Source organism: Mesorhizobium sp. M0615 (genome assembly GCF_040320805.1).
Classification (GTDB): domain Bacteria; phylum Pseudomonadota; class Alphaproteobacteria; order Rhizobiales; family Rhizobiaceae; genus Mesorhizobium.
Window position 1 is genome coordinate 57,696 of record NZ_JAMYQI010000021.1, and the last position, 25,718, is coordinate 83,413.

At 63.8% G+C, this 25,718-nt stretch carries 18 protein-coding genes; 10 read left to right on the plus strand and 8 right to left on the minus strand.

The annotated features are described in order from the left end of the window. Position 1 precedes the first annotated feature (1 nt). Entirely contained in the window at positions 2 to 937 is a 936-nt protein-coding gene (locus NKI46_RS27975; protein ID WP_352749043.1) for an alpha/beta hydrolase, read from the plus strand. Between the two features lie 5 nt (positions 938 to 942). On the opposite strand, the gene NKI46_RS27980 is transcribed toward NKI46_RS27975, so the two are convergent. Beyond that, positions 943 to 1,806: a hypothetical protein gene (locus tag NKI46_RS27980; RefSeq protein ID WP_352749045.1), complete on the minus strand. Its 864-nt coding sequence runs from the start codon at positions 1,804 to 1,806 to the stop codon at positions 943 to 945. A gap of 6 nt (positions 1,807 to 1,812) precedes the next feature. Then, positions 1,813 to 3,408, minus strand: coding sequence for an ABC transporter substrate-binding protein (locus tag NKI46_RS27985; RefSeq protein WP_502896847.1), 1,596 nt, complete (start codon positions 3,406 to 3,408; stop codon positions 1,813 to 1,815). Between the two features lie 499 nt (positions 3,409 to 3,907). Here NKI46_RS27985 and NKI46_RS27990 point away from each other — a divergent pair, with 499 nt between their 5' ends. From NKI46_RS27990 to NKI46_RS28010, 5 genes are all read left to right on the plus strand, one after another. Beyond that, complete coding sequence (locus NKI46_RS27990) at positions 3,908 to 5,860, plus strand: NHL repeat-containing protein (protein ID WP_352459315.1); 1,953 nt, start codon at positions 3,908 to 3,910, stop codon at positions 5,858 to 5,860. 10 nt (positions 5,861 to 5,870) lie between these two features. Beyond that, positions 5,871 to 9,743: a DUF7929 domain-containing protein gene (locus NKI46_RS27995; protein WP_352749047.1), complete on the plus strand. Its 3,873-nt coding sequence runs from the start codon at positions 5,871 to 5,873 to the stop codon at positions 9,741 to 9,743. Positions 9,744 to 10,046: 303 nt separating this feature from the next. Further along, positions 10,047 to 10,724 (plus strand): ribulose-phosphate 3-epimerase, encoded by a 678-nt coding sequence (gene rpe, locus NKI46_RS28000; RefSeq protein ID WP_352459290.1) that lies wholly within the window; start codon positions 10,047 to 10,049, stop codon positions 10,722 to 10,724. A gap of 494 nt (positions 10,725 to 11,218) precedes the next feature. Then, complete coding sequence (locus NKI46_RS28005; protein WP_352459314.1) at positions 11,219 to 11,956, plus strand: GntR family transcriptional regulator; 738 nt, start codon at positions 11,219 to 11,221, stop codon at positions 11,954 to 11,956. Positions 11,957 to 12,185: 229 nt separating this feature from the next. Further along, positions 12,186 to 13,697 carry a malonate--CoA ligase gene (locus NKI46_RS28010; RefSeq protein ID WP_352459289.1) on the plus strand — a complete coding sequence of 504 codons (1,512 nt, stop codon included), beginning with the start codon at positions 12,186 to 12,188 and terminating at the stop codon, positions 13,695 to 13,697. Positions 13,698 to 13,769: 72 nt separating this feature from the next. On the opposite strand, the gene NKI46_RS28015 is transcribed toward NKI46_RS28010, so the two are convergent. The 6 genes from NKI46_RS28015 to NKI46_RS28040 all read right to left on the minus strand — a co-directional run bounded on the left by NKI46_RS28015 (position 13,770) and on the right by NKI46_RS28040 (position 20,872). Then, positions 13,770 to 15,821 (minus strand): ABC transporter ATP-binding protein/permease, encoded by a 2,052-nt coding sequence (locus NKI46_RS28015; RefSeq protein WP_352459288.1) that lies wholly within the window; start codon positions 15,819 to 15,821, stop codon positions 13,770 to 13,772. A gap of 71 nt (positions 15,822 to 15,892) precedes the next feature. Next, complete coding sequence (locus tag NKI46_RS28020; RefSeq protein ID WP_352749051.1) at positions 15,893 to 17,005, minus strand: NAD(P)/FAD-dependent oxidoreductase; 1,113 nt, start codon at positions 17,003 to 17,005, stop codon at positions 15,893 to 15,895. A 9-nt stretch (positions 17,006 to 17,014) separates the two neighbouring features. Then, complete coding sequence (gene nagA, locus NKI46_RS28025) at positions 17,015 to 18,190, minus strand: N-acetylglucosamine-6-phosphate deacetylase (RefSeq protein WP_352459286.1); 1,176 nt, start codon at positions 18,188 to 18,190, stop codon at positions 17,015 to 17,017. After that, complete coding sequence (locus tag NKI46_RS28030) at positions 18,187 to 19,218, minus strand: SIS domain-containing protein (protein WP_352749053.1); 1,032 nt, start codon at positions 19,216 to 19,218, stop codon at positions 18,187 to 18,189. Before NKI46_RS28030 ends, nagA begins: the two co-directional genes overlap by 4 nt. Continuing rightward, entirely contained in the window at positions 19,215 to 19,997 is a 783-nt protein-coding gene (locus tag NKI46_RS28035) for a GntR family transcriptional regulator (RefSeq protein ID WP_023732576.1), read from the minus strand. Before NKI46_RS28035 ends, NKI46_RS28030 begins: the two co-directional genes overlap by 4 nt. Beyond that, entirely contained in the window at positions 19,994 to 20,872 is an 879-nt protein-coding gene (locus tag NKI46_RS28040) for a glucosamine kinase nucleotide-binding domain-containing protein (protein WP_023668846.1), read from the minus strand. The genes NKI46_RS28035 and NKI46_RS28040 overlap by 4 nt, the downstream gene beginning before the upstream one ends. Positions 20,873 to 21,071: 199 nt before the next feature. Here NKI46_RS28040 and NKI46_RS28045 point away from each other — a divergent pair, with 199 nt between their 5' ends. From NKI46_RS28045 to NKI46_RS28060, 4 genes are all read left to right on the plus strand, one after another. After that, a complete protein-coding gene (locus NKI46_RS28045) occupies positions 21,072 to 22,028 on the plus strand; it encodes an N-acetylmuramic acid 6-phosphate etherase (protein ID WP_023702501.1) in 957 nt (318 codons plus the stop codon). Between the two features lies 1 nt (position 22,029). Continuing rightward, a complete protein-coding gene (locus NKI46_RS28050; RefSeq protein WP_023711281.1) occupies positions 22,030 to 23,289 on the plus strand; it encodes an ABC transporter substrate-binding protein in 1,260 nt (419 codons plus the stop codon). Between the two features lie 241 nt (positions 23,290 to 23,530). Beyond that, on the plus strand, positions 23,531 to 24,460 hold the full coding sequence (locus tag NKI46_RS28055) for a carbohydrate ABC transporter permease (protein WP_023702499.1): 930 nt from the start codon (positions 23,531 to 23,533) through the stop codon (positions 24,458 to 24,460). A 228-nt stretch (positions 24,461 to 24,688) separates the two neighbouring features. After that, complete coding sequence (locus NKI46_RS28060) at positions 24,689 to 25,528, plus strand: carbohydrate ABC transporter permease (RefSeq protein ID WP_023668842.1); 840 nt, start codon at positions 24,689 to 24,691, stop codon at positions 25,526 to 25,528. Positions 25,529 to 25,718: the final 190 nt, after the last annotated feature.

The window sequence follows — 25,718 nt, forward strand, 5'->3', positions numbered from 1 at the left end:
CATGACCGACTACAAAACCCTCATCGACGCCGAGACCTGGGCCTTCATCGAGAAGACCAACTCCTACTATCCTCCCGACACGATCGACTACACCATCGCCCAGCAGCGTGTGATCTATGACCGGATGTGCCGCGAGTTCTTTGCCGGCTATCCCGACGGCGTGACGGCGGAAACGACAATCATTGCGGCGCACGACATCCCGATCCGCATCTATCGCAGCGCAATCCCGAACCGGGCCGCGATCGTGCTCTACATTCATGGCGGCGGCTTCATTCTCGGCGGGCTCGACAGCCATGACGATGTCTGCGCCGAGCTGTGCGCCCGGACCGGCTTCGATGTCGTCTCCGTCGACTACCGCCTGGCGCCGGAGCATCTGCACCCGGCCGCCTTCGACGATGCGCTGCATGCCTTCGAATGGGCGGCCAGAACCTACGATCAACCTGTCCTGCTGTGCGGCGACAGCGCCGGCGGCAATCTCTGCGCGGCTGTCGCCCACGCGACGCGCAGCCATGCCAAAAAGCCGATCGGCCAAGTGCTGATCTATCCCGGCCTCGGCGGCGACCGTTCGCAAGGCTCCTATTTGACCCATGCGGAAGCGCCGATGCTGACGGTGCGCGATCTCGACTTCTACAGGGATATCCGCACCGGCGGCGTCGACGGCACCGGCGACATCACTTTGTATCCACTGGCCGACGTCGATTTCACCAGCCTGCCACCGACAGTGCTGATCACCGCTGAGTGTGACCCGCTGTCGTCCGACGGCGAGGCCTACCGCGATCGCGTCCTCGCTGCCGGCGGCCATGCCGCCTGGTTCGAGGAGCCGGGGCTGGTGCACGGCTATCTCCGGGCCAGGCACACGGTCGGCCGGGCCCGCGCCAGCTTCAACCGTATCGTCGAAGCGGTGTCGGTGCTGGGCAGAGGCGACTGGATCTGGTGAACGGCTCAGCCGCGGACAAAGGCTATCAGCGTCTCGGCCATGCGATCGTTGAACTCCCGGCGAAAGCGGTTTTTCTTCAGCCATTCCGGATTTGAGCCGACGGTCTTGTTGGCATCGACGACAATGCCTTTGCCGTCGACGATGAAATAGTCGATGGCGCCGAAATCCAGATTGAGCCTTTGCCGCACCGCCAGCACCTCCGGCGGGACGGCGCCGCCCACCTCATTGCTCAGGATTTTTGAGCCGGCGCACAACACATCGTCGTAGACCTGCCGCATGTTGATCTCGGCGCCGAGCAGGAACATGTAGCGGTGTTTGACGATGGGCAGGTCGAGGGTTTCGAAGGCGAACCTTTCCACCATCAGGCGATTGTTGCGCCATACATCCGGAGGAACCTCGCCGATCGTCTGGTAGACTTGATAGGGCGGGCACAGGCGGTCCTTGTAGCCGGGTTCGAAGAGCTTGCGGATGGCATGCGCGCTCCTGGTCAGGCCGTTGCGATGCTGCCACCAGCGCTGCTCTGGTCGGCCCCTGGAGTTGAGGACGGTCTTGACGACAACCGGCCCCTCGTGGCTGTCGCCTGCCTCCAGCTTCAGTGTCGAATAAAGGTGCCGGTGGATGGACAGCGCGCGGCCATTGATGGTGCGGTCGTAGAGGTGGCCGAGCCCGCGGTACGTTGGCGGCACGACTGTCAGGTCGACATGCAGAAAGGCCACCGGCGCCCGATCTCGGCCGGCTGGCCGGTCGAGCAGGCGCACTTTCAATCCAGCCTGTTCCAGGTAAGGCAGCAACTGCGCGATGCTATAGCTCCGCACCAGTCGGAAATTGCGCAGGCTCTCTACATAGACATCGAGATCGGCGGCAGACACCGAACGCTATTCCTTGATATCGACGCCCGCGAAATCATGGTGATCAAAGGGGTCCATGACATAGCCCGTCACCTGTTCGCGCATCGGCATCGAGACCACGGAGTGGGCGATAGCGACCCACGGCATCTGCTCCCTGAAGATCGTTTGCGCCTGCGAATAGAGTTTTGCGCGGGCAGCGGGATCGACGATCCCGGCTGCCTGCTTGAGCAGATCGTCGAATGCCGGAAAACACCAGTTGGCACGATTGGTGGTGCCGACGCCGGCACAGCCAAGCGGCACCGACAGGAAGTTATCGGGGTCGCCATTGTCGCCGGTGAAGCCGAACAGCATGGCGCCGTCGCGGTCGCGTGACTTCGAGCGGGCAAGGTATTCAGTCCACTCATACGTCACGACTTCCACGTTGACACCGATCTTTGCCAGGTCGGACTGGATCATTTCGGCCATACGCTGCGCATTCGGGTTGTAGGGACGCTGCACCGGCATCGCCCAGATCTTCATGTGCAGGTCTTTTACGCCGGCATCGGCGAGCCCCTGCCTGGCGGCAGCGGGGTCGAAGACATGATCGGGGCTCGTCTTGTCATAGGCCCAGGAGGTCGGCGGCAGCGGATTGCGTGCGACTTCACCGGTGCCGCGGAACACGACGTCGACCAGCGCCTGGGTGTCGATGGCCATGGCGATCGCCTTCCTCACCCTTGGATCGTCGAAGGGCTTCTGCAAGGTGTTGAAGGCGAGGTATCCCGTATTGAGGCCCTCCTGCCGCATGACCTTGATGCCGGGTGTCGCCTTGATCGCCTCCAGGTCGGCCGGATTTGGATAGGGCATGAGATCGCATTCGCCGGCGCGCAGCTTTTCCATGCGAATGCTGGCATCGGTGGCAATGGCGAAGACGAGATCGTCGATCTTCGGCTTGCCGCGCCAGTAGTCCGGATTGGCCTTGTAGCGGATGACTGCATCCTGCTGGTAGTCGACAAGCTGGAATGGACCCGTCCCGACCGGCTTCAGCGCCAGGTCGAGCAGCCGCTTCTCTGCGACGAGCTTGTCGGCATATTCCTTGGAAACGACCGAAGCGAAATCCATCGCCAGGTCGGCAAGCATCGGCGAATGCGGCGCCTTCAGCGTCATCACCACAGTATGGTCGTCAAGCTTGCGCCAACCGGCGACAAGATCCGGCATGCCGATGCCGTCGAAGTAAATGTACTGGCGTTTGGCGTAATTGTTGAACGGGTTCTGCGCGTTGGCCTGCCGGTCGAAGGTGAACAGCACGTCATCGGCATTGAAGTCGCGACTAGGCGTAAAGCCCTCGACGCTGTGGAATTTCACGCCCTGCCGCAGGTGGAATGTGTAGGTAAGGCCGTCGTCGGAAATCTCCCAGCTTTCGGCAAGGCCGGGGCGCACCTTGGTGGTGCCGGGCTCGAACTCGACCATGCGGTTGTAGAGAGCGGTGGCCGAGGCGTCGCGGGATCCGGAGGCGAGTGCGGGATCGAACGTATCGGGGCTAACCTCGGTGCAGTAGACCAAGGTCTTGGCTAAGGATTGATGGGCCGGCAACGCACATGGAAAAAGCGCCGCCAGCAATAGAACGAAGTGCCTGCGTGTGATGATACCCCCCAGGGTTGGGAAGACGCTAGCAGAAGCCGGCACTGACGGTAAGTAAGCCGGCCGGTCTTTCGCGCGCCAAGACTGTTTTCCACCTTGAGTTGACACAAGGAATTAGCCGCGCCTCTGTGAAATGGCGGACAGACCCGGCCGCCGTTTTGCATGAACCTTTCCGCTTCAGCCTGCGACTGACGACCAGGCGCCGCATGGTGCGGGCCGGAAAGGATGCCCCATGACCAGGACCCCAGAGGCTCCACGGTCTCCGGGACCAACGCAAGCTCAGCGCGACCACCGCCTTCGGGATGGAGTCGATGCGCTGGGCTTTCGGCTGATTCCGTTGACCCTGCGCAGGAGCAGGCGTATCGTGAAGATGAGGAAAGCAGACAATTCGATCAGGGACGAACGTGCCGGAACGCCGCGCCTTGCCCTGTTTCGCGCGGCCGCACCGGATGTTCCTCCCGAAAACTTCGGGGGGAGTTTTATGTCCTGCGATCGCGGCGCGTCCATGTCGTTTCCAAGCGGTTTCCGCCGTTCGCTCGATCTGGGCGGCGGTTTGCTTGCCCTGGCGCTGAGCGCCACGCTCTGGTTGGGCACAGCCGCCCAAGCGCAGGAAACCCAGATCGTCTATCCCGGCTCGATGGCGGTCACCGGATTTTCCGGCACCGTCATTCCCAATTTCGACTCTGCCGATTCCGAAAGGGGGGGGCTGCCGCCCGGCGTCGACCCGGTCGACGAAACCTTCATCGACACGACGCGCGCCACCTTGCGCGTCTTCGACGTTTCGGCGCTCGGCGGACCGGCTTCCGGCCAGCTCGTCTACACGCCGCCGCCTTTCGAGGTGACGGCCGAACAGATCGGCCAGGTGTTCGCCATCACCTATGATGACGGTGTGCGCGACGGCGTTCCCACGGGCGTCCCCAACCTCTATGCCGGCGCGACCTCGCTGCACGGCATCCGTATCGTCACCCCGGACGAAGATGCCGACGGTCGGCCCGAGCGACAGCGCCGCGGAACCGCGGGCGCCGTCTTCATGGACGGCCAGTTCGGCACCGAAAGCGGTGGCGGTCCGGGCACGATCTGGAAGATCGACGGCATCACCGGCGCGGTCTCCAAATTCGCCGACATTGACACCAACAGCGGTTCCGGCATCGGCGACATCAGCTTCGACAGCAATCACCGCGAGTTCTTCGCCAGCGACCTCGACACCGGCTTCATCCACCGCCTCGACGCCAACGGCACGCTGATCGACACATTCGATCACGGCGTTGCCGGGCGGCCGGCGCATGGGCTGGCTCCCGTCGCCGATGACGGTGCGGTGATGGACATACAGGGTGCTGCCTTCGACTCGGAAGACCCCGACACATGGGGCTACACGCAGGACGAACGCCGCGTCTGGTCCGTCGCCTATCATGGCGGCCGGATCTATTATTCGGTCGGCGAAAAGGCCGAGATCTGGTCGGTTGGCATTGCCCGCGATGGCAGCTTTGCCGGTGATCCGCGCTGGGAGCTGACGGTCAAGGCCGACAAGGACTACGCCGTCACCGACATCGCCTTCGACAACCAGGGCTTCATGTATCTGGCGCAGCGCGGCCCGGTCGAGAATCGCTACGATTACAGCCAGTTCGCCGATTCCGGCAAGGGCGAGGTCATCCGCTACTGGCGCGAAAACCCGGACGATCCGGCGACGGAATCGGTCTGGGTGGAAGAGCCGCAGGAATATGCGGTCGGCTTCCCGCAAGGCAACCGGCAGTCGGCCGGTGGGCTCGACCTGCAATATGGCTATGACGCCGACGGCAATCTCGACACCGGCGTGTGCACCGACACGCTGGTCAACACCGGCGACAAGCTGCGCGACAACCCGACACTTGCCGACCAGCTCGCCGCCGGCGGGCCGCTTGCCGTGCACGGCGTGCAGATCACGCCGACGCCGTTGGTCAAGCCGGCCAACGTGCCGCCTTTCGGCTCGTGGTTCGTCGACTTCGACGGCTATTTCGAAGACCCAGAAGTGGAAGGCCATGTCGGCGACGTCGAGGTCTGGCACCCCTGCGACGGCCGTGCCGGCTATTATGAAGAGATCCCAGGCGGTTATCTGCCGCCGTTCTATCCGCCGGGCTTCCCACCGCCCGGCGATCTGCCTCCGTGCATCGATGTCGAGGATGTTCAGTTCTACTGCACGCCTCGCGGCCTCCAGGCCGACCTCTATCTCCATGACCATGCCGGCTTTGGCGGCGATTCGATCAAGGTCCAGTCCATGACACCAGGCGTCGGGGTGACATCACCCCAGTCGCATGCTCCCGGTAAGCCTTACACGGTCGACATCACCGGCCATTCTCCGGGCGACAGAGTCGATGTTGGACTTTGCTTCTACAGGCAGTCCGACAAGGACAAGGGTGGCTACTACCCTTGCTGCAAGATGACTTTGCCGCTCAGAACCCCAGCCGTCAGCTGCGAACGTTGAGGAGGGGAAGATGAAAAATCTCGCACTTTCCCCGACCGCGAACAGCAGTCAATCCACCGGCAAGCAGCCAACCGTCATGGAGACCATCATGAAACCCCTGTCATATGCCAGGCGCGGCGCGCGCTGGCTGATGGCGGCCGGTATCGCGGTCGCCATGTTCACACCTGTCGCAAGCCACGCCGAAGATGCAGTCCCGATCACTCCGGAACTGCGGCTCGACCTCGACAATTCAAAAATCGTCAATCCGAGGCCGGAACGGATCGTGCCGTTCTTCACCAAAACAGGCACACAGAGGAGCTGCGACTACGTCGTCTACTCCCTGAGCTTTGGCCTGCGCGGCGACTCGCAAGGCTTTGCCGACCCAAGCTTTTCGGCCAGGCTGAAGAAACTCCAACTCGACTTCAAGGATCAGCTTCCGCACGGTCTTGCGATCGTCAACGTCAACGTGTCCGGCGACGGCACGGATGCGTCTGGCGGACCGCTGCCGGGTGCGACAATCAGCACCTCGGCTAATCCGAACGATACGGCAACGGTTTCCGATTTCCGGATTTCCACCACCGATCTCGACGGCGCTGGGGCTGGCAATGAACGCGTCATCAATTTCAAGATCACCGCCAAGATCGACCATGCGGCGTTTCCTTCGCCGACCATCGTCGACAACCAGGGCATGATCAAGGTGACGCCGGGCGTCGGCACGGGGGCCATCATCCCGTCGCAGGATCCGGGCAAGCCCGACGACGGCGACTACAAGACCGGGGCCAAGACCTCGATCAAGATCGACCTCACCAACTGTGACAAGCGGCCTCCGCCTCCCGACCGGGAATGTTTCAAGGTGGAGCGCGGCACGGTCGATTGCGTGCAAGGCGGCGGCGCGTTCATCTACCACATGCCTGTCGGCCCGGAGATGGGCGGCAAATGGGTGCAGGTATCGACGACGACCCCAGGCATCACCATCATCCCCGACACGCAATTGGTGCCGGCGGGCGGCGGTGTGCTGAACTGGAAGATCGTCGGTGCATCGCCCGGCGACGTCATCCACCTCATCGTCACCGGCATCGAGACCTATGCCGGCCCGAAGGAGGGTTGGGGACTATGCTGCACGCAGACCATCGACATCGTCATCCCGCGTGACTTGAGATGTCCCCCCAAGGACAAGGAACCGGACCTGAAGGTCGAGAAACGCGCCGACGTGACGCGTTGCACGATGGGCGGCGGCTGCGACTTCACCATCAAGGTCACCAATGTCGGCGACGGGCCGTATCACGGCAAGATCGTGCTCGACGAGGTGACGCTGCCGGCCGGCTCGACTCTGGATTCAGGGCCCAATCCGCCCTGGGTATGCATGCCCGGCGTGACCCCGATGACGTGCACCTATCCGGTGACCACGCTCAATCCGGGGGCCTCCATCAACCTTAAGCTCGGCTTCAAGCCGGCGGGTGGTTGGCAAGGCAGCGCGTTGCGCAACTGCGCCACCTATAATTACGGCGCCAGCGGCAAGCCGCTGTTCGGCAGCCAGCAGAACGATCGCGGCTGTGCCTCGATCCCGATCTGCCGGCGTGGCGACCGCGACCGCGATTGCCGGCCCCCGGTCGACAAGAAGGTCGACCTGATCCTGAAGAAGCGTGCCCGCATCCCGGTCTGCACGCCCGACGGCATCTGCTACTTCGTGATCGACATCATCAACAATGGCAGCGTCCCCTATAATGGGCCGCTGACGGTTATCGACAATTACCCGGGCGGCGCGCCGGCCTCTTCGACCTTCGGCCCGTCTCCGCCCTGGACATGCGGACCGAACGGTCCCGGCCAGTTCCGCTGCGACAATGCCGGCATCGTGCTGATGCCGGGCGCCTCGACGCCGATCGTCGTCAAGGCGGTCATGCCGGCCGGCTACCAGTCGGATTCGGTCGAGAACTGCGCGGCGCTGAAGCCCGTCCCCGGTGAGGTCGACCTCACCAACAACAAGGCCTGCGCCAAGGAACGCTTCCGTCATCCCAATGGCGGCAAGCCGACCCTACGCATCACCAAAGTCTGCAATGGCTCGCTCGCCGGCGCGGCGGTGGTTTCCTGCCGCATCACCGTCATCAGCCTTGGCACCTCTGCCCCCGCCGGTCCGGTGCGGGTCAACGATGCTGCCACGCTGATATCGGGTGGCGCGCCGGTCCAGATCCAGACCGTCACCCCCGACGGCGCGGAATGGGCCTGCGGAGCGGTTCCGGCCAATGCGCTGTCATGCCAGATACCCGGCGCCGCGATGACACCCGGAACCTCCAGGCACTTCGACGTGACGGTCTCGGCCAATGGCGCGCTCGAAAACTGCGCACGCGGCTCGTATGGCCCGGCCCCTGGAGACGACGTCGTCTACCCGATCGGCCAGGCCTGCGCCAAGGGCGGCGGCACGTCCACCGTCAGCGTCAAGAAGACCGGCGATGCCGAGTGCCAGCCGGGGCAACCCTGCTCGTTCGAGATCACCATCACCAATGATGGCCAAACCGCCTTCTCCGGTCCGGTCCGCATCGGCGATGCGATCGGGGTGGACGGGCTGGGGCGGCTGCAAGGCGTCGCGATCACCTCGATCGAACCGCCCTTCGGCTGCTCGCCCGAACCGACGACCTTGCCGTTGACCTGCATTGCCAATCTGACGCTCGGCGCCGGGGAAAGCCATGTGCACAAGGTCACGGTGGTCCTTCCCGACGCTCCCCTGGGCAATCTGCGGGGCAACGTCAGCGGCCGGAACTGCGTCGGCGTCTTGTCTCCCGACACCAGGGTGCAAGGCGGCGGCGACGTACTGCCCGGCGACCTGACCAATATCCAGGGGGATCGAGGCAAGGCCTATGCCTGCCATCCCTTCACCATCAAGCGCGAGGTGAAGAAGGAATGCTCGCCGGGGTTCGTCATGAACGATGCCGGTCGGTGCGTGTGTCCGGAAGGCACGACGTTCCGCAACGGCCAGTGCTCGCCCGACGGCGGCGTCATCATCCAGCCGAAGGATCCAAGGCCCTGCGTGCTGCTCAAGGGCCAGATCCGCACCGAGGATGGACGCTGTGTCTGCCCGCGCGGAACCGAGCTTGAGAACGGCGCTTGCGTCAAGACCGACAAGCCTGGCTGCACCATCCCCGGTTCGGTCCCGACGTCGGACGGCAATGGCTGCTACTGCCCGGAAGGTACGCATCTCGACCGACAGGCAAACGCCTGCGTGCGCGACAAGCAGAAGCCTCAGGAGTGCAGCATACGCGGCCAGGTTCATGACGCCGATGGCGATTGTGTCTGCCCGCGTGGGACAGAGGTGCGCAATGGAGCCTGCCGGCCGATCCGGCCAAAGCCTGAACAATGCTCGATCCGTGGTCAGATCCAAAACGCCAATGGCGATTGCGTCTGCCCGGACGGCACAGAAGTCAGGGGCAAGGTCTGCCGGCCGATCCGGCCGAAGCCCGAGCAGTGCTCGATCCGCGGCCAGGTCCACGACGCCAACGGCAATTGTGTCTGCCCGCGGGGTACCGAGGTGCAAGGCAATGCCTGCCGGCAGAAGAAGCCTGTGCTGGAACAGTGCGACATACGCGGCCAGGTGCACAACAAGCGCGGCGAGTGTGTTTGCCCGCGCGGCACCCAGGTGATCGACGGCGCATGCCGCAAGCCGAGGCCGCAGGTGGGAGACTGCGCCCCGGGCTCGCAGATGGTCGGCGGCCAGTGCGTGCCGATCATCAGGCGGCGCTGCCCCGAAGGCACCGTTGGTCGGTTCCCGAACTGCAGAGCCATCCGGCAGCAGCCGTCGCTCGACCCGACCCTGTTGCTCAATCCAGGTGTCCTTCAGCAGTTCATACCGAAGCGCACGCCGCAGACGCAGGTACAGCCGCAAAGGGATCCGGCGGCCAACTTCAAGCCATAGGATCTGAATACGAGTCAAAAGTCAGAACCCCGCCGGTGCGATCCGGCGGGTTTTTTCCTTGGCGCGCTGCGGCGATCAGGCGGCCAGGTATTCGCCGAACCCGCTGCCGGGCGCAGCAAATACCGACTTTCCCTTTTCGGGATCATGGTCTAGAGCAGTTCATCGTTTCGTGGAAACGTCGAACCGCTCTATCTCTTTGTTTTCACGCAATTCCGGACGAAAAGCCGTTCCCACTTTTCCTGGAATTGCTCTAGCAGTCGTCAAGGCCGCGCCCGCAAACAGGGCGCCCGAAGGGGCCGCATCATGAGCAGGAAGACCCTGATCGCGCCATCGGTGCTGGCGTCGGATTTCTCGAAGCTCGGCGACGAGGTCGAGGCGGTGGCGGCGGCCGGCGCCGACTGGATCCATCTCGACGTGATGGACGGGCATTTCGTGCCCAACATCACCTTCGGCCCGCCGGTGATCAAGGCCATCCGCAACCGCACCAAGGCCTTTTTCGACTGCCATTTGATGATTGCGCCGGCCGATCCTTATCTGGCCGCCTTTGCCGATGCCGGCTGCGACGGCATGACCGTGCATGCCGAGGCCGGACCGCATCTCGACCGCTCGCTTCAGACCATCAAGGGTCACGGCAAGAAGGCCGGCGTATCGCTCAATCCGGCGACGCCGGAAAGTGCGATCGAATATGTGCTCGACCGGCTTGACCTGATCCTGATCATGACCGTCAATCCGGGCTTTGGCGGCCAGGCCTTCATCCCGGCCATGGTCGACAAGGTCAAGCGGGTGAAAGCGCTGATCGGCAACCGGCCGATTCGCATCGAGATCGACGGCGGCGTGTCGCCGGAAACCGCCCCCCTGGTCACATCAGCCGGCGCCGATGTGCTGGTGGCGGGCGCCGCCATCTTCAAGGGTGGCAGCGTCGAAGCCTACCGGGCCAATATAGAAGCCATCCGAACCGCGGCCGACCGGGCTGCCGGCTGACATCAGTTCCAGGGCAAGTTCCCGGCTGGTCGGTTCTCCTCGGCCTGATCTCCCTGCCTGATCCTTCGATCTCCCAAAAAGCCGTCAACGGGTGGCAGCCGCAAGGGCATCGCGGCACGCGACAGGATCGCGGCATCCGGCACTAGTTTTGGCCCATAAATCTAGTGGATAACTGCCGAAGGGATCTGCATGCGGGGAGAGGTCAATCCGGCGGCATGACGCGCGTTAAGAAAAAATTATCCGTATTCGGGATCTCGAAGCTGTTTCTCGAGGGCGCCTGCCATGCTGGGAGACAAACTTTCTTCAGAAGAACAAGTTTTTCACGATTTTAGTTACTTCCGGCGGATAAGATGCGGTCAACCTTCCTCTTTAAGTCGAATATCGTGATCTTTCGCTTGAGGGGCGGATGCCTTAGGAGTTACAGTAAATTTACAGGGGAAATCGTTTGCTTCGCGAACGGGCTAGCGGAGCATGGGAAAGCTACAGGAGTGAGATTGACCTACGGATCTGCCGATGTGAGCGAAGGCGCGGGACCCAAGAGCACACTCGCTAGTACGGTCTATCAACAGCTTCGCGACGATCTCCTGCGCGGCGTGTTTGAAACTGAAAGCAAGCTTCGTGTCGAATGGGTGGTTTCCCGTTACGGCGCCGGCGCCTCACCGGTTCGCGAGGCCCTCAACCGACTTGCTTCGGAAGGCCTGCTCGGCCGCCACGACCAGCGCGGTTTCTTCATCATGCCGGTCAGTGCCCCGGAACTCGAGGAATTGACGCGCACCCGCTGCTGGCTGGAAGAGCGGGCGCTGCGTGAATCCATTGCCAACCGCACCGGCGAATGGGAAGAGCAGCTCGTGCTGGCCTTGCATCGCCTGGCGCGTGCCCCGCGCCGCTTGCCGGAGGATCCGTCCTCGAACAATCCGGAATGGGAAAAGCTGCACCGCGCCTTCCATCGGGCACTGATCGCAGGCTGCCGCTCGCATTGGCTGACCGGCTTTTGCGAACAGCTTTCGGATCAGGCCTCCCGTTACCGGCTGATCTCCCAGGACGGCAGCGAGCGCGACGAAATCAGTGAACATCGGCTGATTGCGGAGCGCACGGTGGATGGCGATGCCGACGGCGCCGTTGAAGCCCTCCTCAACCACTACCGTCTGACGGCAGCCATGTGCATGGAGCGCTTCAACGAAAGCGGCGATCCACGCGTGAGCGCCACCAAGGCGCTGCGCAGCCGCAGATAGAAGCGCTTCCGGTCCGCTATCCAAAATCCGCCCGCTATCCAAAATCGCCCGCTATCCAAGTCCGCTTGCCTTCATCTGATCGGCGGCAAACCCGATTTCACGTTTTTGCCGGACGGAGGCGAAATCGTTTCCTTTGTTCCAAGGCCATCCGGCTTTAAATCAAAGGGATAGAGCATGATGTCCTCCGAAACCGCTTCACACTTTTCGGCACCATCTCTAGGAAATGCGCATGACCAATCACCTGCTCGACGCGTTCCGCAGCCGGATTTCAGCCTCCAAGCGCATCCTGATGTCGACCGATGACGGACGCGCGATCGCCTATGGCGACACGCTGGCGCAATCGGCACAGCTGGCACATGCGCTGAGGCATTTCGGCGTCGAGCCGGGCGACCGCGTTGCCGTACAGGTCGAAAAAAGCCCCGAATGCATTTTCCTTTACCTAGCCTGCCTGCGCGCCGGCGCGGTCTTCCTGCCGCTCAACACCGCCTACACGCTGGCCGAACTCGGCTATTTCTTCGGCGATGCCGAGCCGCGGCTGGTCGTCTGCGACCCGGCCCGCGCCGGCGCTATCGCGCCCCTGGCGCAGGCGTCGGGTGCTGCCACCGTCACGCTTGGCAGCAATGGTGAGGGCTCGCTGACCGAACTGGCGGCACAACAGCCCACGGATTTCGACGCCGTGGCGCGCGGGCCGGACGATCTGGCCGCAATCCTTTACACATCCGGCACCACCGGACGCTCCAAGGGCGCCATGCTCAGCCATGAAAACCTGGCCTCCAATGCGCGCGTACTGGTCGAGCAATGGCGTTTCAACGGGGATGACGTGCTGATCCACGCGTTGCCTATCTTCCACACGCATGGCCTGTTCGTCGCCACCAATGTCACCCTGATGGCCGGAGCCTCGATGCTGTTCGAGCGGAAATTCGACGCTGGCCGCATCGTCTCGCTCTTGCCCCGCGCGACAGTGCTGATGGGCGTGCCGACCTTCTATACCAGGCTCTTGCAGCAGGACGGGCTGGATGCCCAGGCGGCGAAGAACATCCGCCTGTTCGTTTCCGGCTCGGCGCCGCTGCTCGCCGAAACGCACAAGGCTTGGCGCGAGCGCACCGGCCACGCCATTCTCGAGCGCTACGGTATGACCGAGACCAACATGAACACGTCGAACCCCTATGAGGGCGAGCGTCGCGCCGGCACGGTCGGCTTCCCGCTGCCCGGCGTTTCGCTGCGCATCGCCGACCCTGACAGCGGCGATGCGCTTGGCCAGGGTGAAGTCGGCATGATCGAGGTCAAAGGTCCGAATGTCTTTTCCGGCTATTGGCGCATGCCGGAAAAAACCAAGGCGGAGTTTCGCAAGGACGGCTTCTTCATCACCGGCGACCTCGGCATCATCGACGCGGACGGCTACGTCCACATCGTCGGCCGCGGCAAGGATCTCATTATCTCCGGCGGCTACAACATCTATCCCAAGGAGATCGAGAGCGAGATCGACGCGGTTGCTGGCGTCTTGGAAAGTGCCGTCATCGGAATTGCCCATCCCGATTTCGGCGAAGGCGTCACCGCTGTCGTGGTGCGGGCGCCGGCATCGCAGATCACCGGGGCCGAGATCGTTGGCGCCATTGCCGGCCAACTGGCCAAATACAAGCACCCGAAGCAGGTGATCTTCGTCGATGAGCTGCCGCGCAACACGATGGGCAAGGTGCAGAAGAACCTGCTGCGCGAGACCTACAAGGGTCTCTACGGCTAATCCATAGCCGGCTACTGTCTTTGCCCAAGCGCTTCGCCTGGACATCTGTTCGCGGTTCGGCAGTGGCGCCTTTTACCTGGGCTTTTTCACCCGAGTGCTGGAACCCCACAAAGCGCGGTTCAGCAGGCTGCGTTTGCGCTTGCGCGGGATGAGGTCGACGTCGCTGACGAGCTTGGCGCCGCCCTCGCGCCGCTCCAGGGTGATCTTGCGGCTGTGGAAGGCTTCGAGCTCCGCACGATGCGCCACGCTGACGATGGTGACGTCAGGCAGTTCGCGGATCACCGTCAACATCATCGTGTCCTGGCTCTTCTCGTCGAGCGCCGAAGTCGCTTCATCCAGCACCACGATATCGGGGCGATGCAGCAGCAGGCGCGCGAAGGCGAGGCGTTGCTTTTCGCCGCCCGATAGCGTCTGGTCCCATGGCGCCTCTTCCTTGATCCTGCCGGTGAGATAGCCAAGCCCCACCTTGTCGAGGGCAGCCTTGATTTGCTTGATGGTCCACTTGTCCGCCGCCGCGGGATAGGCGACCGCGCGGCGAAGCGTTCCGGAAGGGATGTAGGGGCGTTGCGGCAGCATGAACAGGCGCCTGTCGGTGTGGAAATTGACGCTGCCGCCGCCCCATGGCCACAGGCCCGCGACGGCCCGCACCAGCGTCGACTTGCCTGAACCGGATTCGCCTGAAACCAGCACCCGCTCGCCCGGCTCGATCACGACCTCGGTTTCCTTGACCACGGAGGTGCCGTCGTCGAGTGTCACGGAAAGATTGTCGAGGCTGAGGATGGCGCCGTCTTCCGCTTCGCCCCGGTTGATGCGTCCGAGCGCATCGCTCTGCTCGGCGCGCTCGAGCCCGTCGAGCGACATCATCAGCGAGGCAATGCGCCGCGCGGAGGCGTTCCAGTCGGCTAGGCGCGGATAGTTGTCGACCAGCCAGCCGAACGCGCCTTGCACGATGCCAAAGGCAGACGCCGCCTGCATCACCTCGCCAAGCGTCATCGAGCCTTCGAGGAATTTTGGCGCGCACAAAAGGATCGGCACGACCGGCGCAAACAGGCTCGATCCCTGCGACACCGCCGCCGTGCGCATGTGCTGTCCGGTCAGCAGAGCCCATTGCCTCAGCACGTGGCCGAAATTTCTGTCGATGCCGCTGCGCTCCTCGTCCTCGCCGCCCAGCAAGGCGATGCTCTCGCCGTTTTCGCGCACACGCGTCAGCGTGTAGCGCAGTTCGGCCTCCGCCTGGTTCTTCCGCTCGGAGAGCTGGACGAAATCGCGGCCGATGACCACCATCGAGGTCGAGGTTATGGCGGCATAGATGATCGCGGTGATGACCAGAAAGCCGGGAATGGTGATGCTCTCACCGCCAACCGGCAGGGTGAGCGCGCCACCGATGGTCCACAGCACGACGATAAAGGTCGAGGCCGACAAGAACGCGTTGAGGACGCCGGCGGTGAAATCGACCGGCGACTCGGTGGCGATGCGCAGATCCTCGGTCATGCGGGCCTCGGGGTTCTGGTGGTCGCCGCCCACGAGGTTCAGCTGGTAGTAGCGGCCGTTTGCCAGCCAGCGCGCGACGACCCCGGTGGTCAGCCAGGAACGCCAGCGGCGCTGGATCGTCATGCGCAGGTAGACCTGCGCGACGACAAGGCTGCCGCTGCAGATCACCAGCGGCACGAATACGGCGCTGAGGAGATAGACTGTGCGGGCGTTGCGCTGCTCGAGGGCATCGAACATCGAGCGGTTCCAGACATTGATGCCATACTGGAAACCGATGTTGATGCAGATCAGCAGCAGCACTCCGATCGTCAAAGGCCAGGCGAGCTTGTCGCCATGCCTCCCCCAATAGCCGCGCCCGCTGATCCAGAAACGCCGCAGCAGATATTTCTTGCGCGCCTGCTCGGCCTGCTCAGGCGTCAGCTTGGGATCGGGTTCGACGGCATCCGGCGGCGGCGCAGCCTCGCCAACGGGCTCGGACGTGGCTTCGGCGGCCGATGCTTTTTTCTCGCGCGGCGTGTCCTCGCGCGGTCCATCTCCGCGCGTTTGCCGTGACGGCTTTTCCCGACGCGACTTCGTGGCATCGCGCGCTCCGACACCGTCGGCCGGTTTCGATTTGGGTTTTGCCTCGGACATATGCCCCGACAACGACCTCCATATCAAAAGGTTTCATGGTATGCGCCTGCCCGACGTTTCAGGAACGCCCGTCATTGCGGATATAAAAGCCCAACGACATGTTCTGCGATGGCGAGGCTGGCGGTAAGGCCAGGGCTCTCGATGCCGAACAGATTGACGATCTGGCCGTCCCCGTGGTCAGCCGGTCCCCGGATGACGAAGTCGGCGGCCGGCTGTCCCGGACCCGACAGTTTCGGCCTGACACCGGGATAGGCCGGTTGCAGGGCGCCATCCGCCAGGCCGGACCAGTAGCGCCTGATTTCGTCGTAGAACGCAGCGCCTCGTGCGGGATCGACGGTATAGTCGACGCGATCGATCCATTCGACATCTGGGCCAAAGCGCGCGCTCCCCGACATGTCGAGGGTCAGGTGCACGCCGAGGCCGCCATGGACCGGCACCGGATAGATCAGCCGCGAAAAGGGCGAGCGGCCGGAAAGCGCGAAATAATTGCCGCGCGCCAGCCACAGCGGCGGAACACGGTCTTGCGGGAGGCCTTCGATGCGGCCGGCGAGCGCCTGCGCGTCGAGGCCGGCGGCGTTGATGAAGGCGCCGGTCTTCAAGGTGAAACCCTCGCCATCGGCGTCGCGCGTGTCGATCCGGATGCCGTCGGCTTCGATGCTCGCGCCTGAGACAACGGTGAGCAAGGCGAAAGATGCGCCGGCCGCTTCCGCGTCTCCACGCAATGACAGCATCAGCGCCTGGCTGTCGACGATGCCGGTTGACGGCGACAGCAGCGCGCCGGCGCAGCTCAGCGCCGGTTCCAGGCTTTCGGCCTCTGCGCGCGTCAAAAGCTTGAGGTCACCGACTCCGCATTGCGCCGCGTTGATCTGGATCGCCTGCAGTTTGTCCAACTGGTCGGGTTCGACGGCAACGATCAGTTTGCCGGTGCGATGATGGGCGACGTCGTGCTCGCGGCAATAGGCATAGAGACGCTCGCGGCCGTTGACGCAGAGACGGGCCTTCAGGCTGCCCGGCGTATAATGAAGCCCGGCATGGATGACTTCCGAATTGCGCGAACTGGTGCCCGTGCCGATGGCTGCGGCCTTCTCGACCACCAGCACCTCGCGGCCCGACAGCGCCAGCGCGCGGGCAATGGCGAGGCCGACAACACCGGCTCCGGCGACAACGCAGTCGACATCATGCATGGGTGGACTTTAGCGCGGACTGTCCGCGCCTGCAAAAACCTTGTCGCCGCCGATCCAGACGCCGTTGACGTCGAGGGCGTCCGACAGAGCGACGATATCGGCAGCCGTGCCATTGGCGAAGCGGCCGAGCCGGTGGGCCTGGCCGACCGCCTGCGCCGGATAGAGCGAGGCCATGCGCAACGATTCCGACAGGTCCAGCCCGACGATCCTGTGCATGTAGCGGACGGCCGAGATCATATCGAGATCGGCGCCGGCCAGCGTGCCGTCGGCCAGCCGCAGACTGCCATCCTTGCGATAGATGATGCGGCCGTTGAGGGTGAACGACGTCATGTCGGTGCCGATCGTCGCCATGGCGTCGGTGACCAGCACGATCCTGCCCGGCCCCTGCTTGGCGCGCAGCGCGATTGCCATGGTGGCGGGATCGACATGGATGCCGTCGGCGATGATCCCGGCCGACAGACTGCCTATGTCGATGGCCGCACCCGCCAGCCCCGGCTCACGGTTGCCGATCTGGCTCATGGCGTTGAACAGATGTGTGACCACGCTGGCGCCGGCATCGGCAAAGGCTCTGGCCGTGGCGTAGCCGGTGTCGGAATGGCCGAGGCTGACAATCACACCGGCCTTGGCCAAGGCCGCAACGCGGGCAGGCTCGACGGATTCAGGCGCTATCGTCGTCAGCAGCACCGGCAGGTTTTTGCGTGCCGCGACCAGCGCCGCTTCATCCGCATCCGTCATCGGCCGGATCAGCGCCGGTTCATGCGCGCCCTTGCGGGCGACGGAGAGATGCGGCCCTTCGAGATGCAGGCCGAGAAATCCCGGCAGTTTTTGCCGTGCCGCCTCGGTGCCGGCGGCAATGGCCGCGGCGGTGATGTCAGGCGTATCTGTGATTAGCGTCGGCAGCAGTGCGGTCGTGCCGAACGGCGCATGCGCCCGGCAGATTGTTGCCAGCGAGGCGACATCGGGATGGTCGTTGAGCATGACGCCGCCGCCGCCATTGACCTGCAGGTCGACAAAACCCGGCACCAGCATGCCGCCCCCGGCGTCGATGCGGGCAACGCCCGACGGAATGGCGCCGACGGGATGAATGCCTTCGACCACATCGCCGTGCACGACAAGGGCGGCGTTGTCATGCCAGTCGTCGCCATCGAAAATTCGGGCGCCAGTCAGGGCAAAACGGTCGCTCATACGGTTTCCGTCACCTTGCGCAGATTGCGCGGTACGTCCGGATCGAGGCCGCGATGGCGGGCGAAGGCTTCGACGAAGCCGTAGAAGGAGACGATCAGCGTCAGCGGGTCGGTCAAGGGATGACCGGTGGCGACATGCGGCAGCCGCGCCGCGCTCTTGGCTTTGTCCGAGGTTACAAAAACTGCTGCACCCTTGCCGGCAAGGTTGTCGGCAGCCTCGGCCACGGACGGCTCGGAGGCATCGCGGGCGGCGAGCGCCAGCACCGGGAAGCCCGGCCCGACCAGCGCCAGCGGGCCGTGCATGACTTCGGCTGCACTGTAGGCTTCGGCATGCATGCCGCAGGTCTCCTTGAATTTCAGCGCCGCCTCGTTGGCCATCGCCGCCGACGGGCCACGTCCCAGGATGAACAGCGATTGCGGCGTCTCCAATGCGCCGGCCAGCGCCATCCAGTCGCAGGCGATCGCCTTGCTGAAATGCTCGGGCAGGCGGGCAAGGGCGGCCAGCAGTCTGTCGTCGCCGGTGCAATGCGCCATCAGCGCCAGGCCGGCGACCGCCGAATTGACGAATGTCTTGGTCGCCGCGACGCTGCGCTCGGGGCCGGCCAGAATGTCGATGGCAAAATTCGAAGCCCGCGCCAGCGGCGAATCGGCGGTGTTGGTGATGGCGACGGTGAGCGCACCGCCGGCTCGTGCCGTCTCGGCCATGGCGACGATATCAGGGCTTTTGCCGGATTGCGAGATGGCGAGGCAAGCCGAACCGGCGAGCTTGAGCTTGGCGCCGTAGATCGAGGCGACCGATGGACCGACCGAAGCGACGGCCAGGCCGGCGGTCAGTTCGACGGCATATTTCATGAAGGTGGCCGCATGGTCGGACGAACCGCGCGCGACGGTAACGACGAAGCTCGGATCGCGCTCGCGAATGCCGCGTCCGGCCTCGGTCAGCACCGCCGCGGAGCCATCGAGCAGGCGAGCGACGGCTTGCGGAATTTCGTCGATCTCGCGCCGCATATGGGTGGTCTTGGGGATCATGGTCGGCCCTCTTCGCTCGGCCCTGTCAGGCGCAGTTCGGCGACGAAATCATAGGCATCGCCGCGGTAGATGGAGCGGGTGAACTCGATCACCTTGCCGCTCGCGAGATAGGAAATGCGTTCGATGTGCAGCCCGGCAATGCCGGATGGCACTTCGAGCAGACGCGCATCGGCGTCGCCGAGATTGGCGGCCGATATGCGCTGCACCGCCCGCACCGGCCGGTTGCCGGTCAGTTGCAGCGCCGCATAGAGTGACGAGCCTATCCCGGCCGGATCCGGCAGCACGCTGGCCGACAACGAGGCGCGCTCGATGGCCAGCGGCGTGTCGTTTGCGATGCGCAGGCGCGCCACGCGCGCCACCAGCTCGTTCGAGGACAGGCCGAGCACCATCATCTCGTCGGGCGAGGGCGCGTAGAGGCCGCGATCGAGCCAGGCTGAACGCACCGCCATGCCGCGCCTTGCCATGTCTTCGGTGAATGAAGTGAGCCTGGACAGCGACTGCTCGACACGCTCCATGCGCGGCGCGACGAAGGTGCCGGAGCCGTGGCGCTGCACGAGGATACCGCCCTTGACTAGGTCCTGCACCGCCTTGCGGACGGTTACGCGCGAAATGTCGGCCTTGGTGGCGATGTCGCGCTCGGAAGGCAGCGCATCGCCCGGCCCGATCAGGCCGCGATTGACGGCGTCCTCGATGCTTTTCCTGAGCTGCAGGTAGAGCGGGGCGCCGCTCTGCGACGACTGCCTCAGCGTGGCGAAGATCTGGTCGGCGGCATCGCTCATCGCGTCGCCTCCGCTTTGACGAAGATGCGGGCCGCCATCTGCACGGCGCCGCCCAGCGCATCGTCGAGCGGCGCTTTCAGCAGCGCCTGGTAGCGCTGGGAAAGGCGCGGCCCATAGAGCGGCGCCAACCCGCCGAGCAGGCAGAGCGGGGCGTCATCAGAGAGGTCGAGCGCGTGGAGCGACGCCTCGACATCGGCAACCGACTTGTCCACGATCCAGTTGGCGACGCTGTCGCCTTTCTCGGCATGCTCGAAAACCTTGGGCGCGAAGCCGCCGAAATCGCCGGGCTTGGCATTGGTGGTGAACTCGACCACGTCTTCGGGATTGTTGCGGAAAATGGCCATCATGCTGTCGGTCAGGGCTGAGCGCGGCCGGACGCCGTCATGGGCGAGCAGCGTCTGCTCCAGCAGGTCGCGGCCGATCCGGGCGCCGCTGCCTTGATCACCGACCTGAAAGCCCCAGCCGCCGATGGCGCGCGACGTGCCGCCCTTGCGCGCCATATAGGCGGTGCCGGTGCCGAGGATGGCCATGGCGCCGTCACCAGAGCCGACTGCCCCTTCGAGCGCGATCTCGGCGTCCGTCTCGACGCGGCTGATGCTGAACGGCAGGATTGCTTCAAGCTGCTGGCGGTAGGTGCCGACATTGGCGCCGGCAAGGCCGAGAATGGCTGGTGTCTGCGGGATCAGGTCCGGATCTTGCCCGGCGGCGATGAAGGCCTGACGAGCAGCCTCGACGATGTGGGTGCGAGCGCCGGTGAGATCGGTGCGGATGTTGGCGGCGCCGCTTTTGGCACGGCCAATGACAACGCCATCGCCTGTCGCAAGGGCTGCCCTGCAGCTGGTGCCGCCGCCGTCGATACCGAGCACGAATTTCACGCGATGTCTCCTCCGGGCGGATAATACCAATAAAATACCAATAGCCAAGGGATTAATTTCCGTTTCAAAAAGATTAAGGCGTATCAGGTTGAAAAACCGGGGAATTTTGCCGGCTCAACGATTTCCAGTTCGCAATTTCGTTAATGCGTGTGGACAAGTGGTATTTTTTTGGTATTGTTCTTCCATCGGAGGGACAGGGATGACCGAACCGCGCACCGAAGCGCTTCACAGCAATGCCGAGGGACTGGACATCCAGGCCCCGGACGCCATCCTTTCTTCTTTGGTCAATGCGCAGATCGAGGCCGCCAAGGCTGTGCGCGACGCCATTCCCGCCATCGCCGCCGCAGCCGAAATCATCGCCGAGCGGCTGAACGGCGGCGGCAAGCTCGCCTATGCTGCGGCCGGCAGCTCCGGCCTGATGGCGCTGGCCGACGCGCTGGAGTTGCCCGGCACCTTCGGCATCAAGCGCGAACGCATCGCCATCCTCATCGCCGGTGGCGACGACGCTTTCAAGACCCTGGCCGGCGGACCGGAAGACGACACCGACGAAGCCTCGACGGCAATTGCCGGCGCCGGCATCGGCAAGGGCGACTGCCTGATCACGATTTCGGCCAGCGGCTCGACGCCCTATGCGGTGCAGGCGCTGAAGGATGCGCGCAGCCGGGGCGCGGCAACCATCGCCATTGCCAACAACAAGGACACGCCCCTGCTCAGGCTGGCCGACGTCGCCATCCTGCTCGAGACGCCACCGGAGGTGATTGCCGGCTCGACGCGCATGGGCGCCGGCACTGCCCAGAAGATCGCGCTCAACATGCTGTCGACGCTTACCGCCATTCATCTCGGCCATGTCCATGACGGCTACATGGTCAATCTCACCGCCGACAACATCAAGCTGCGCGACCGCGCGGCTCGCATCGTCGCCGCTATCAGCGGCCGCGACCGGCAAGACGCCGTGCGGCTGCTCGAAGCGAGCGGCGGCGTCGTCAAGACAGCCATTCTGCTCGCCGCCGGCGCTGCCAACGCCGTTGCGGCCGAGAAGATACTGGAAGGGACCGGCCAGAAGCTGCGGCCGGCCCTTTCCGCGATCGAGGGGAACAAGGGCGCGAAGGCCCCTGTTCTCAAAACCGAACCTGAAAAAGGTCAACAGGGAGACTAGCATGACAACGAAATTACTGACGGCACTGCTTCTCGGCACCAGCATTCTCGGCACCGCCGGGTTGGCTCACGCCGATGACGTAACGCTCAATATCGAAAGCTGGCGCGGCGACGACCTTGCCATCTGGAAGGACAAGCTGATCCCGGCTTTTGAGGCCAAGAACCCGGGCATCAAAGTGGTGTTCGCACCGTCGGCGCCGACCGAGTATGACGCCGCACTCGGCGCCAAGCTCGCCGCCGGCTCGGCTGGCGACCTGATCACCTGCCGCCCGTTCGACAAATCGCTCGAACTGTTCAAGAAGGGCAACCTTGCCGATCTGTCTTCGCTGCCCGGCATGGAGAACTTCTCACCGGTCGCCAAGGCGGCATGGCAGACCGACGACGGCAAGGCGAGCTTCTGCGTCCCGATGGCCTCGGTCATTCACGGCTTCATCTACAACAAGGACGCCTTCGACAAGCTCGGCCTCAAGGTGCCGACGACGCGTGACGAGTTCTTCGCCGCGCTCGACAAGATCAAGGCCGACGGCACCTACATCCCGATGGCCATGGGCACCAAGGACCTATGGGAAGCCGCGACCATGGGCTATCAGAACATCGGTCCGAACTACTGGAAGGGCGAAGAGGGCCGCGCAGCGCTGATCAAGGGCGACCAGAAGCTGACCGACAAGGACTGGGTTGCTCCCTATGAGGAACTGGCCAAGTGGAAGCCTTATCTCGGCGACGGCTTCGAGGCCCAGACCTATCCGGACAGCCAGAACCTGTTCACGCTTGGCCGCGCCGCCATCTACCCGGCGGGATCGTGGGAGATCGGCCTGTTCAACACCCAGGCGCAGTTCAAGATGGGCGCCTTCCCGCCGCCGGTCGAGAAGGCCGGCGACACCTGCTACATCTCCGACCATACCGATATCGGCATGGGCCTGAATGCGGCGTCGAAGAATGCCGACGCGGCCAAGACCTTCCTGTCCTGGGTCGCCTCGCCGGACTTCGCCACCATCTACGCCAACGCTTTGCCGGGCTTCTTCAGCCTAAATTCCACCCCGGTGAAGATGGAAGACCCGCTGGCGCAGGAATTCGTCTCCTGGCGCGACAAGTGCAAGTCGACGATCCGCTCGACCTACCAGATCCTGTCGCGCGGCACGCCGAACCTCGAGAACGAAACCTGGGTTGAATCGGCCAACGTCATCAACGGCACCGACACGCCGGAAGCTGCCGCCAAGAAGCTGCAGGACGGCCTCGACAGCTGGTACAAGCCGGGCAAGTAAGCTCAGGACAGACAGGCCCCCAAGTGGACGGCCCTGCGTTTTTCGATAGCATCATCGACTGCGAACGACGGCGCCGCCCCTCATCCGCCTGCCGGCACCTTCTCCCCGTATAGTGACGGGGAGAAGGATCAGCCGAAACGCAGGCGCCCCCTCTCCCCGTCCTTCACGGGGAGAGGGTAAGGGTGAGGGGCAGCGCTGCCGTCGAAGGCATTGCTAAACCTGATCGGCGGGGACCGCACTCATGGCCGCACAAACACGACCGAAGCGACCGTTCCGCTGGCATATCGGCGTCTTCCTGGCGCCGGCGCTGCTGGTCTATACGGCGATCATGATCCTGCCGCTCGCCGGCACGCTGCAGCTGTCGCTGTTCCGCAATGTCGATCAGCATCAGGTGTTCGTCGGTTTCACTAATTTCCGTACGTTGTTCGGCGACCCCAACTGGTCGGTCGGCTTCTGGAACGCGCTGCGGAACAATACCTGGTTCTTCATCATCCACATGGTGGTGCAGAACCCGATCGGTGTCATGCTGGCGGCATTGCTGTCCAGCCCGAGGCTGAGATTCGCCGCCTTCTACCGCACCGCGATCTTCGTGCCGACCATCCTGTCCTTCGTCATCGTCGGTTTCGCCTGGAAACTGATCCTGTCGCCGTTGTGGGGCGTGGCGCCGCATCTGATGGATCTGGTCGGCCTGAAAAGCCTGTTCACGCCGTGGCTCGGCAAACAACAATATGCCCTGACCGCGCTCAGCCTGATCTCGGTCTGGCAGTTCGTCGGCATTCCGATGATGCTGATCTATGCAGCACTCCTGTCGATCCCCGAAGAGGTGATCGAGGCTGCCGAATGCGACGGCATCACCGGCATGTCTCAGTTCTGGAAGATCAAGCTGCCGCTGATCCTACCCTCGATCGGCATCATCTCGATCCTGACCTTCGTCGGCAATTTCAACGCTTTCGACCTGATCTACACCGCACAAGGGGCGCTTGCCGGGCCGAATTATTCGACCGATATTCTGGGCACTTTCCTCTACCGCGCCTTCTTCGGCTTCCAGCTGCAGACCGGCGATCCCAATATGGGTGCGGCGATCGCCACGATGATGTTCCTGATCATCCTCGGCGGCGTCTGCGTCTACCTCTTCCTCGTCCAGACGCGCCTGCGTCGCTACCAGTTCTGAGAGGGGCGAGATGTCGAGCTTGAACACCCCCCTCTGGCCTGCCGGCCATCTCCCCCGCAAGGGGGGAGATTGGCAGCTCTGGCCTTGCCGCTCGGCTTGCAACGTTGGCGATTGGCGAAAGCAGTCGCGGCATCTGATCTCCCCCCTTGCTGGGGAGATGTCCGGCAGGACAGAGGGGGGTGCCTTGGCGCCAACCTCGCCTGCCTTGGCTCGTCAGGAGACCTTCCAATGAGCACCGCCACTCGTTCGCTGCCCCGCACCATCGGCGCCCACGCGATCCTGTTGACCTACACGGCGATCGCGCTGTTTCCGGTGATCCTGGTCATCATGAACTCGTTCAAGTCGCGCGCCGGCATCTTCAGCGAGCCGCTGACGCCGCCGACGCCAAAGACCTTCGACCTGATCGGCTATACCACCGTGATCGGGCAGGGCGACTTCATCCACTATTTTCAGAACAGCCTCGTCGTCACCGTCGCCTCGCTGTTCTTCGTGCTTCTGTTCGGCGCGATGGCGGCGTTCGCGCTCTCGGAATACCGCTTCCGCGGCAACACGCTGATGGGGCTTTACCTCGCGCTCGGCATCATGATCCCGATCCGGCTCGGCACCGTCGCCATCCTGCAATTGATGGTGGCGAGCGGGCTGGTCAACACGCTGACGGCGCTGATCCTGGTCTACACCGCGCAAGGGCTGCCGCTGGCCGTCTTCATCCTGTCGGAATTCATGAAGCAGGTGTCGGACGATCTGAAGAATGCCGGCCGTATCGACGGGCTGTCGGAATACACGATCTTCTTTCGGCTGGTGCTGCCGCTGGTGCGGCCGTCGATGGCGACGGTCGCCGTCTTCACCATGATCCCGATCTGGAACGATCTGTGGTTCCCGCTGATCCTGGCGCCGTCGGAAGAGACCAAGACGGTGACGCTCGGCGCGCAGTTGTTCCTCGGCCAGTTCGTCACCAACTGGAACGCCATCCTGGCCGCACTCTCGCTGGCGATCATGCCGGTGCTGACCCTCTACGTCATCTTCTCGCGGCAGCTGATCCGAGGCATCACATCCGGAGCCGTCAAGTGAGCGGAGCCCTACAAATCTCTGCTGGAGCCTTCACCCCACCCGGCGCTGCGCGCCGACCTCCCCATCAAGGGGAGGTAAAAGGTCGTGGCTTCATTCACGACCGCCAAAGGGCGACTTTCGGAGAAGCTTCTTTGGCAGTGAGGGTGTTCGCGCCAACGTCCTACCTCCCCTCGATGGGGAGGTCGGCGCG

Excerpts from the sequence above, each read along its gene's own strand:
- NKI46_RS27975 (WP_352749043.1), top strand. The coding sequence starts at position 2 with ATGACCGACTACAAAACCCTCATCGACGCCGAGACCTGGGCCTTCATC.
- NKI46_RS27990 (WP_352459315.1), top strand. The coding sequence starts at position 3,908 with ATGTCGTTTCCAAGCGGTTTCCGCCGTTCGCTCGATCTGGGCGGCGGT.
- NKI46_RS27995 (WP_352749047.1), top strand. The coding sequence starts at position 5,871 with ATGAAAAATCTCGCACTTTCCCCGACCGCGAACAGCAGTCAATCCACC.
- rpe (WP_352459290.1), top strand. The coding sequence starts at position 10,047 with ATGAGCAGGAAGACCCTGATCGCGCCATCGGTGCTGGCGTCGGATTTC.
- NKI46_RS28010 (WP_352459289.1), top strand. The coding sequence starts at position 12,186 with ATGACCAATCACCTGCTCGACGCGTTCCGCAGCCGGATTTCAGCCTCC.
- NKI46_RS28015 (WP_352459288.1), bottom strand. The coding sequence starts at position 15,821 with ATGTCCGAGGCAAAACCCAAATCGAAACCGGCCGACGGTGTCGGAGCG.
- NKI46_RS28020 (WP_352749051.1), bottom strand. The coding sequence starts at position 17,005 with ATGCATGATGTCGACTGCGTTGTCGCCGGAGCCGGTGTTGTCGGCCTC.
- nagA (WP_352459286.1), bottom strand. The coding sequence starts at position 18,190 with ATGAGCGACCGTTTTGCCCTGACTGGCGCCCGAATTTTCGATGGCGAC.
- NKI46_RS28030 (WP_352749053.1), bottom strand. The coding sequence starts at position 19,218 with ATGATCCCCAAGACCACCCATATGCGGCGCGAGATCGACGAAATTCCG.
- NKI46_RS28035 (WP_023732576.1), bottom strand. The coding sequence starts at position 19,997 with ATGAGCGATGCCGCCGACCAGATCTTCGCCACGCTGAGGCAGTCGTCG.
- NKI46_RS28045 (WP_023702501.1), top strand. The coding sequence starts at position 21,072 with ATGACCGAACCGCGCACCGAAGCGCTTCACAGCAATGCCGAGGGACTG.
- NKI46_RS28050 (WP_023711281.1), top strand. The coding sequence starts at position 22,030 with ATGACAACGAAATTACTGACGGCACTGCTTCTCGGCACCAGCATTCTC.
- NKI46_RS28055 (WP_023702499.1), top strand. The coding sequence starts at position 23,531 with ATGGCCGCACAAACACGACCGAAGCGACCGTTCCGCTGGCATATCGGC.
- NKI46_RS28060 (WP_023668842.1), top strand. The coding sequence starts at position 24,689 with ATGAGCACCGCCACTCGTTCGCTGCCCCGCACCATCGGCGCCCACGCG.